This window comes from Micromonospora sp. NPDC002411 (genome assembly GCF_053592955.1).
On record NZ_JBSFBM010000297.1, the window covers coordinates 1 to 8,437 of the forward strand.

The 8,437-nt window shown below is 70.9% G+C and carries 6 protein-coding genes and 1 pseudogene; 1 reads left to right on the forward strand and 6 read right to left on the reverse strand.

Features of this window, described 5'->3' with window-relative positions:
• Positions 1–13: 13 nt before the first annotated feature.
• On the reverse strand, positions 14–157 hold the full coding sequence (locus ACWCO3_RS27155) for a hypothetical protein (RefSeq protein ID WP_450012730.1): 144 nt from the start codon (positions 155–157) through the stop codon (positions 14–16).
• 261 nt (positions 158–418) lie between these two features.
• Here ACWCO3_RS27155 and ACWCO3_RS27160 point away from each other — a divergent pair, with 261 nt between their 5' ends.
• Complete coding sequence (locus ACWCO3_RS27160; RefSeq protein ID WP_088991107.1) at positions 419–775, forward strand: hypothetical protein; 357 nt, start codon at positions 419–421, stop codon at positions 773–775.
• 72 nt (positions 776–847) lie between these two features.
• Here the strand turns inward: ACWCO3_RS27160 and serA are convergent, their stop codons facing one another.
• From serA to ACWCO3_RS27185, 5 genes and pseudogenes are all read right to left on the reverse strand, one after another.
• A complete protein-coding gene (gene serA / locus ACWCO3_RS27165) occupies positions 848–2,446 on the reverse strand; it encodes a phosphoglycerate dehydrogenase (protein ID WP_145785149.1) in 1,599 nt (532 codons plus the stop codon).
• Between the two features lie 456 nt (positions 2,447–2,902).
• Positions 2,903–3,916: a ketol-acid reductoisomerase gene (ilvC, locus tag ACWCO3_RS27170; protein ID WP_088991110.1), complete on the reverse strand. Its 1,014-nt coding sequence runs from the start codon at positions 3,914–3,916 to the stop codon at positions 2,903–2,905.
• A 90-nt stretch (positions 3,917–4,006) separates the two neighbouring features.
• On the reverse strand, positions 4,007–4,522 hold the full coding sequence (gene ilvN, locus ACWCO3_RS27175) for an acetolactate synthase small subunit (RefSeq protein ID WP_088991111.1): 516 nt from the start codon (positions 4,520–4,522) through the stop codon (positions 4,007–4,009).
• 1 nt (position 4,523) lies between these two features.
• Entirely contained in the window at positions 4,524–6,407 is a 1,884-nt protein-coding gene (locus tag ACWCO3_RS27180) for an acetolactate synthase large subunit (RefSeq protein WP_145785150.1), read from the reverse strand.
• Positions 6,408–6,594: 187 nt separating this feature from the next.
• Positions 6,595–8,340, reverse strand: a pseudogene (locus ACWCO3_RS27185) (putative bifunctional diguanylate cyclase/phosphodiesterase); the annotation flags it as partial.
• Positions 8,341–8,437 lie beyond the last annotated feature (97 nt).

An 8,437-nucleotide genomic window follows, 5' to 3' on the forward strand; every position in this document is an offset into this window, starting at 1 on the left:
GCCCAGGACGACGTCAAGGTCGCCCTCGGGCCACGGACAGCGCCTCGGAGACGGTCCGCACCGAATGGTCGAGCCGCAGGCCCGCGTCCCAGATCGGGTACCAGACCGTGACCGACGTCCAGGTGGCGTACGCCATCCCGCGCGACGCCAAGGTCAAGAGCTACTCGCTGGTCGGCGGCTCCGGTCTGGGTGATCGAGGGGTGCGGACCGGTCGGGCCGGACGTCGACCGCGCCACCCGAAGACGGGCCGGCGCCTCGACTCGGCCAGTGACCGCAGCACGTACGCTAGCGAATCGACGCAACTCGACGCAAGAGTCTCCACACCGGACCGTCGCGACCGGAGCTTGCGGAATTCGGCTGTTGGGCTGGCGGCGAGGCAGTTTCGACATGGTGAACGACGGATGGCACGCTGTCCGCCGTGAGTTTCGATCTGAGTGTGTGGGCCCTGGAGGACGGGGCGACGCCCGAGGACGTACGGACAGCGGTCGACGGTTGCCGTCAGGGGCGACACGTGGACCGTTACCCGGACCCGCGGGTGGTCAGCTTCTACCGGGCCATCACCGCCTCCTATCCGGACCGCCATCCCGGCCCGAACAGCCCGTGGGCGGTGGCACCACTGCACGCCGCCCACGACCACGTCGAGCTGAACCTGCACCCGACCTGCGCAGACCAGGTGCTGCTGGACATCGAGCGGCTGGCCGGCGAGCACGGGCTCATGCTGTTCGACCCGCAGGACGGCTCGGTCTACCCGCCCCCGGCCCGGATGCCCGGCTGACCCGGGTCACCTCACCCCGGACACGACAAGGGGCCCAGCGAATCGCCGGGCCCCATGGTGCTGTGTCGTCGACTACTCGTCGCGCAGGTCGGCAGCGCTGGCCGCCGTGGCGCCGATCGAGTCGGCGGCCGAGGTGAGCAGGTCCGCGCCGAGCGCCTGGTCGACGGTGAGCGTCATCAGCGTCTCGCCACCCGCCTCGCGCCGAGCCACCTGCATGGCCGCGATGTTGATGCCCGACTCGCCGAGCAGGGTGCCGACGGTGCCGACGACGCCGGGACGGTCCGCGTAGCGCAGGAAGAGCAGGATGCCCTCCGCGCCGATCTCCACGTCGAAGCCGTCCACCTCGGTCAGCTTGAGGACGTCCCGAGCGCCGGAGTGGGTGACAGTGCCGGAGACGCTGACCGTACGACCGTCGGGCAGCGCGCCACGCACCGTGACCAGGGTGGACTGCTCGACCGTCTCGGCCAGGGTCGCCAGGGTGACCTCGACGCCGCGCTCCGCCGCCAGGTGCGGGGCGTTGACGTAGGTGACCTGCTCCTCGACGACCGAGCTGAACAGGCCCTTCGTGGCGGCGAGCTTGAGCACCGACACGTCGTGGCTGACGATCTCGCCGCGCACCTCGACCGTGACGCTGGCGGCGATCCCACCGGCGACAGCGGTGAACGCCCGCCCCAGCTTCTCGGCCAGCGGCAGCAGCGGCCGGACGTCCTCGGCGACCACGCCACCGGCCTGCACGTTCACCGCGTCCGGGACGAACTCGCCCTGCAACGCCAGCTTGACGCTCTTGGCCACGGCGAGGCCCGCCTTGTCCTGCGCCTCGTGGGTGGAGGCGCCCAGGTGCGGGGTGGCCACCACGTTGTCGAAGGCGAACAGCGGCGAGGAGGTGCACGGCTCCTTGCTGTACACGTCGACGCCGGCGCCGGCGACCCGCCCCTCGGCGATCGCGTCGGCGAGCGCCTGCTCGTCGACGAGCCCACCACGGGCGGCGTTGACGATGCGGACGCCGGGCTTGACGATCGCCAGCTCCTTCTCACCGATCAGGCCGACCGTCTCCGGCGTCTTCGGCAGGTGGATGGAGATGAAGTCGCTCTCCCGCAGCAGCTCCTCCAACCCGACCAGGCGTACGCCGAGCTGCGCCGCACGGGCCGGCTGGATGTACGGGTCGTACGCGATCAGCCGGGTGCCGAAGGCGGCGATGCGCTGCGCGAAGAGCACCCCGATCCGACCGAGCCCGACCACGCCGACGGTCTTGCCCTGCACCTCGACGCCCGTGTACTTCGATCGCTTCCACTCCCCCGCCTTCAGCGCGGAGCTGGCACTCGCGGTGTTGCGGGCGACGGCGAGCAGCAGTGCGACGGCCTGCTCGGCGGCGGAGACGATGTTGGAGGTGGGCGCGTTGACGACCATGACGCCCCGGGCGGTGGCTGCCGGCACCTCGACGTTGTCCAGTCCGACGCCGGCCCGGGCGACCACCTTGAGTCGCGGCGCGGCGGCGACCGCCTCGGCGTCGATCTGGGTCGCGCTGCGCACGATGACGGCGTCGGCCTCGGAGAGCGCCGAGAGCAGGGCCGGACGGTCGGTGCCGTCGACGTGACGGACGTCGAAGTCGTGGGCGAGCACCTCGATGGCGGCGGGGGCGAGTTCTTCGGCGATCAGTACGACAGGATTCATCGGTCCTCGTAGAGGTCGTGTTTGCGATCGGCCCGGGCGGCGGGGCGCCGCACTGCGCCCTGCGCTGATCCGTGCCGTGGCCGTCAGGTGCCGGCTGCTGCACCTACAGGCGATCGTAGGGGCCGCGCTGCTCGGCATGTTCCGGTCTGCGGGGTGAGGGCCCTCACACGCCCGGTCGAGCGCTGGACATCGACCGTTCACCGGGCCGAAACGGTCCCGGCCACAAGAGGTCCCACCCGCACCGGTGCACCCCGCGTCCCTGCGCGCCCGCGCCCGCCGGCGCCATGATCCGCACAACATCGGGGAAACTGCTGCCTCGAAGCAGCCTGAGGGCGCAATATCCCTGATGTTGCGCGGATCATGCGGCCAGAGCTGGGCGGGGTGGCACATGGTCCGGCGGCCCCGGGCGACGCTGGGGAGAGCGCCGGCCCGGGGCCGTCGGCGGAGCGGGACGCGTCAGGCGGTCTCGGTGATCGGGCGGTCGACCCAGCTCATCATGCCGCGCAACTTCTTGCCGGTCTCCTCGATCGGGTGCGCCGCACCCTCGGCCTGCCACTTCTTGAAGTTGGGCCGGCCGGCCTCGTCCTCGGCGACCCACTCGCGGGCGAACTCGCCGGACTGGATCTCGCCGAGGATCTTGCGCATCTCGTCCTTGACCCGGGAGTCGATGATGCGCGAGCCACGGGACAGGTCGCCGTACTCGGCGGTGTCGGAGATGCTGTAGCGCATCTTCGCGATGCCGCCCTCGTACATGAGGTCGACGATCAGCTTCAGCTCGTGCAGGCACTCGAAGTACGCGACCTCCGGGGCGTAGCCCGCCTCGGTGAGCACCTCGAAACCGGTCTGCACCAGCGCCGAGGCACCGCCGCAGAGCACCGCCTGCTCGCCGAAGAGGTCGGTCTCGGTCTCCTCGGTGAAGGTGGTCTTGATCGCACCGGCACGGGTGCCGCCGATGCCCTTGGCGTACGCGAGGGCGAGCGCGAGCGCGTTGCCGCTGGCGTCCTGCTCGACGGCGACGAGGCAGGGCACGCCCTTGCCGTCGGCATACTGGCGACGGACCAGGTGACCCGGACCCTTCGGCGCGACCATCGCCACGTCCACCTCGGCCGGCGGCTTGATCAGGCCGTACCGGATGTTGAAGCCGTGGCCGAAGAACAGCGCCTTGCCCGCTGCGAGGTTCGGCTCGATCGACTCGGTGTAGAGCTTGCGCTGGGCGGTGTCCGGCGCGAGCACCATGATCACGTCGGCCTCGGCGGCGGCCTGCGCCGGCGTGAGCACCCGCAGGCCCTGCTCCTCGGCCTTGGGACGGCTCTTCGAGCCCTCCGGCAGACCGATCACCACGTCGACGCCCGAGTCGCGCAGCGACAGCGCGTGGGCGTGACCCTGGCTGCCGTAGCCGATCACCGCGACCTTCCTGGCCTGGATCAGGCCGAGGTCGGCGTTGTCGTCGTAGTACACCTCAACGCTCATGAGAACTTCCCTTTCGTACGACGGCCGGGGCGGCCCGTCGTGGTTTCTGTGGTTGGGTCCGGGAGGCCCGCCGGGGCCGACCGGTGGCGGTCAGGCGGCCCGTAGCGCGGGACCGGCGGTGATCGAGCGCGAACCGCGTCCGATCGCCACCAGCCCGGACTGGACCATCTCCTTGATGCCGAAGGCCTCGAGGTCGCGGAGCAGCGCATCGAGTTTGTCGGGGGTGCCGGTGGCCTCGATGGTGAGCGTGTCCGGTGCGACGTCGACCACCCGGGCGCGGAACAGGTTGACGGTCTCCAGCACCTGGGATCTCGCGGCGCGGTCGGCGCGGACCTTCACCAGCAGCAACTCCCGGGCAACCGACACCTGAGGATCCAGCTCGACGATCTTCAGCACGTTGACCAGCTTGTTCAGCTGCTTGGTGACCTGTTCCAACGGGGACGACTCGGCGTTGACCACGATGGTGATCCGGGAGACGTCCGGGTTCTCGGTCTCGCCCACGGCGAGGCTGTCGATGTTGAACCCACGGCGGGAGAACAGGCCGGAGACCCGGGCGAGCACGCCGGGCTTGTTCTCCACCAGCACCGAAAGCGTGTGCATAGTCATGTCAGATGTCATCCTCGTCGAAGACCGGGCGGACGCCGCGGGCGAACATGATCTCGTCGTTGCTGGTGCCGGCGGCGACCATCGGCCAGACCATCGCGTCCTTGCCGACCACGAAGTCGATCACCACCGGGGCGTCGTTGATCTCCATGGCGGCGGCAATGGTCTTGTCGACGTCGGCCGCGTTCTCGCAGCGCAGGCCGACGCAGCCCAACGCCTCGGCGAGTTTCACGAAGTCGGGAATGCGGTGCTTGTGCGTGCCCAGCTCGGTGTTGGAGTAGCGCTCGTTGTAGAAGAGCGTCTGCCACTGCCGGACCATGCCGAGATTGCCGTTGTTGATCACCGCGATCTTGACCGGGATGCCCTCCAACGCGCAGGTGGCCAGCTCCTGGTTGGTCATCTGGAAGCAGCCGTCACCGTCCACCGCCCAGACCACGGTGTCCGGCTTGCCGACCTTCGCGCCCATCGCCGCCGGCACCGCGTAGCCCATCGTGCCGAGACCGCCGGAGTTCAACCAGGTGTGCGGCTTCTCGTAGGAGATGAACTGGGAGGCCCACATCTGGTGCTGGCCCACCCCGGCCACGAAGATCGTGTCAGGGCCGGCGATCTCACCCAGGCGCTTGATCACGTACTGCGGGGAGAGCGTCCCGTCGGACGGCTCGTCGTAGCCCAGCGGGTAGCGGTCGCGCAGGTCGTCCAGTTGCGTCCACCAGTCGCCCAGATCGGTGGTGCGCCCCGCCGACCGCTCGACCGTCACCGCAGCGATCAGCTCGTCGATGACGTGCTTGGCGTCACCGACGATCGGCACGTCCACGTGCCGGTTCTTGCCGATCTCCGCCGGGTCGATGTCCGCGTGCACCACCGTCGCGTCCGGGGCGAACGAGTCCAGCTTGCCGGTGACCCGGTCGTCGAACCGCGCGCCCAGCGCCACGATCAGGTCAGACTTCTGCAGGCCGTAGACCGCGGCGACAGTGCCGTGCATGCCGGGCATCCCCAGGTGCTGCCGGTGCGAGTCGGGGAACGCGCCCAGCGCCATCAGCGTGGTGACCACCGGGATGCCGGTCAACTCGGCCAGCCGACGCAGCCCGTCGGTGGCGTCGGCCTTGAGCACCCCGCCGCCGACGTAGAGCACCGGCCGGCGGGCACCCGCCATCAGCCGCGCCGCCTCCCGGATCTGCTTGCCGTGCGGGTGCAGGGTCGGCCGGTAGCCGGGCAGGTCCAGGGTGGGCGGCCAGGCGAAGGTGGTCGGCGCCTGCAGCACGTCCTTGGGGATGTCCACCAGCACCGGGCCGGGCCGCCCGCTGCTGGCCAGGTGGAACGCCTCGGCCAGCACCCGCGGGATCTCCTCGGCGGTCTGGACGAGGAAGTTGTGCTTGGTGATCGGCAGGGTGATGCCCTGGATGTCCGCCTCCTGGAAGGCGTCGGTGCCGATCGACGGGCGGGCCACCTGCCCGGTGATCGCGACCATCGCCACCGAGTCCATGTACGCGTCGGCGATCGGGGTGACCAGGTTCGTCGCGCCCGGGCCGGAGGTGGCGATGCAGACGCCGACCTTGCCGGTGGCCTGCGCGTACCCGGTCGCCGCGTGCCCGGCGCCCTGCTCGTGGCGCACCAGGATGTGCCGGACCGTGGAGTCGTAGAGCGGGTCGTACGCCGGCAGGATCGCGCCGCCCGGGATGCCGAAGACGACGTCGACGCCGAGCGCCTCGAGGGACCGCACGAGCGAGCCGGCCCCGGAGACCTGGGCGGGGGCGGAGGGCCGTACCGCCGGAACGGCCGGGGTCGCCGCGCTGCGTGCGGCGGCCGGGTCGACGTCGACGGTCGGGTCGGCGGCCGCGCGGGCCCGGCGGGCGGTGTGGGCGAGGGTCTCGGGCGTGGGTCTCGTCATGACGGTTCTGGCCTTCGGCTGGAGTGGCTGGTGGCTAGTCAAGCGTTGCGACACGGGCGGGGCCCGCCTCGCCAGGTTCCGATGGCAATAAAAACGGCCCTCGTGCAGATGCACGGGGCCAGCGCACTCTCATCAGGGAGAGTGCGCTCAGGTAAGTACTCGCAGCGACCGGTACGACGACATGCGGCTAAGCCTGACGCATCTCACGCGATGAGTCAACTGATCCCACATGTTGGTTAACGGAGTTCGGCGCGTCGGCCGGCGACGCGCCATCGGCAGCCGGGCTGAGCTGCTCCGACCCACCCGGATTCCGACGTGGCGCGGGCACCGGAGCAGGCCGCGCACCCGGTGAGGTCGCCGCCTCCAGCATCGCCTCCAGGTGCTCGGCCGGCACCCCCCAGCCGAACAGTGCGCCTTGGCCGAACCGGCAGCCGGCGGCCACCACGGCGGCCAGCTCGGTCGGCGTGGTGACCCCCTCGGCGATCACCTCGAGCCCCAACTGGTGACCCAGTCGCATGACGATGTCGACCATCGGCGCGAACGCCGGACCGTCCTGGTCGACCGGGCGGACCGGCTCGTGCTCGGCGACCAGACTGTGGTCGATCTTCAGGATGTCGATCGGGAGGCGACGCAGCTGCCCCAACGACGAGTAGCCGGCCCCGAAGTCGTCCAGCGCGATCCGGACACCCGTCAACCGCAGCGCGGTCAGCCGCCGGATCAGCTCGTCCAGGTCGGTGGCGACCGCGTGCTCGGTGACCTCCAGCACCAGCCGCTGCGGCGGCACGTGGTGGGCGCGCAGCGCCTCGGCGACCTGGACCACGTACGCCGGCGCGTGCAACTCACGCGGGGACACGTTGACCGACACCCAGACGTCGTGCCCGTCCGCCAACCACCGGGAGAGCTGGTAGCAGGCCTGGTGCAACACCCAGGCACCCAGCGGGGCGATCATCCCGCACTCCTCGGCGAGCGGGATGAACTCGTCCGGACGGACGTTGCCCAGCTCGGGGTGGTGCCAACGGAGGAGCGCCTCCGCGCCGACCGGCCGCACCGACGGCAGTGACGCCACCGGCTGGAAGACCAGACTCAGCTCGTCGCGGTCGACGGCACCGCGCAGCTCGTGCTCCACCGTCGTACGTCGGCGCAGCAGCTGGTCGTAGGTGGCGTCGTAGCGCTCGATGCGGTTCTTGCCCCGCTGCTTCGCGTAGCGCAGCGCCAGGTCGGCGTGGCGCAGCAGCAACTCCACGTCCGGTTCGCCGGCCCAACCGGCCACCCCGATGCTGACCGACAGGAAGACCGGCCCCTCTGGCTGGTCGTACGGCCGGTTGAGCACCCCGAGCAACCGTTCGGCGACCCGGTCCGCCTCGGCCGACCGTCCCTGCATGAGGACGGCGAACTCGTCGCCGCCCAGCCGGGCAGCCACGTCCCCGGGGCGCAGGTTGCCACGCAGCCGCCGCCCCACCTCGGCCAGCACCGCGTCACCCACGTCGTGGCCGCGCATGTCGTTGACGTTCTTGAAGCCGTCCAGGTCGAGGCCGAGCAGGACCCGGGGAGTGCCCGTCGCGGCACTGTCGTGCAGTGCGCGGAGCAGGCCACGCCGGTTGGCCAACGACGTCAACGGGTCGGTGTGCGCCAGCTCACGGAAGTGCGCCTCCCGCTCGGCCAGGCGGTCCGCGTACCCCCGGACGTCGCGGAGGGTGAGGTACTGCCGCGCCACCAGGGCGAAGCCCTCAACGCTGCCGGCCACGATGCCGGCCGCGGTGAACCGGCCGTCCTGGGCGAGGTGGTACATCGCCGAGCCGGCCATCGCCAGCATCGGGGCGACGGCGTACTCACCGTCGCGGCCGATCAGGTCCAATTCGACCTGCCCCGGCCGGTCGGCCCGGTGCACGGCGAAGGCGACGATCGACAGGCCGGCGGCGAGCAGCGCCGCGCCGGTGCGGATAGTCGTCGAGCAGCGCCCGCATCGAGGTGACGACGCTCGTCTCCTGCGCGAGCCCTTCCCGGTAGGGATTCAGGTCGGCCGGGTCACC

Bases quoted from the DNA above. Each gene is read 5' to 3' on its own strand.
- serA (WP_145785149.1), bottom strand. From the start codon at position 2,446: ATGAATCCTGTCGTACTGATCGCCGAAGAACTCGCCCCCGCCGCCATC.
- ilvC (WP_088991110.1), bottom strand. From the start codon at position 3,916: ATGAGCGTTGAGGTGTACTACGACGACAACGCCGACCTCGGCCTGATC.
- ilvN (WP_088991111.1), bottom strand. From the start codon at position 4,522: ATGACTATGCACACGCTTTCGGTGCTGGTGGAGAACAAGCCCGGCGTG.
- ACWCO3_RS27180 (WP_145785150.1), bottom strand. From the start codon at position 6,407: ATGACGAGACCCACGCCCGAGACCCTCGCCCACACCGCCCGCCGGGCC.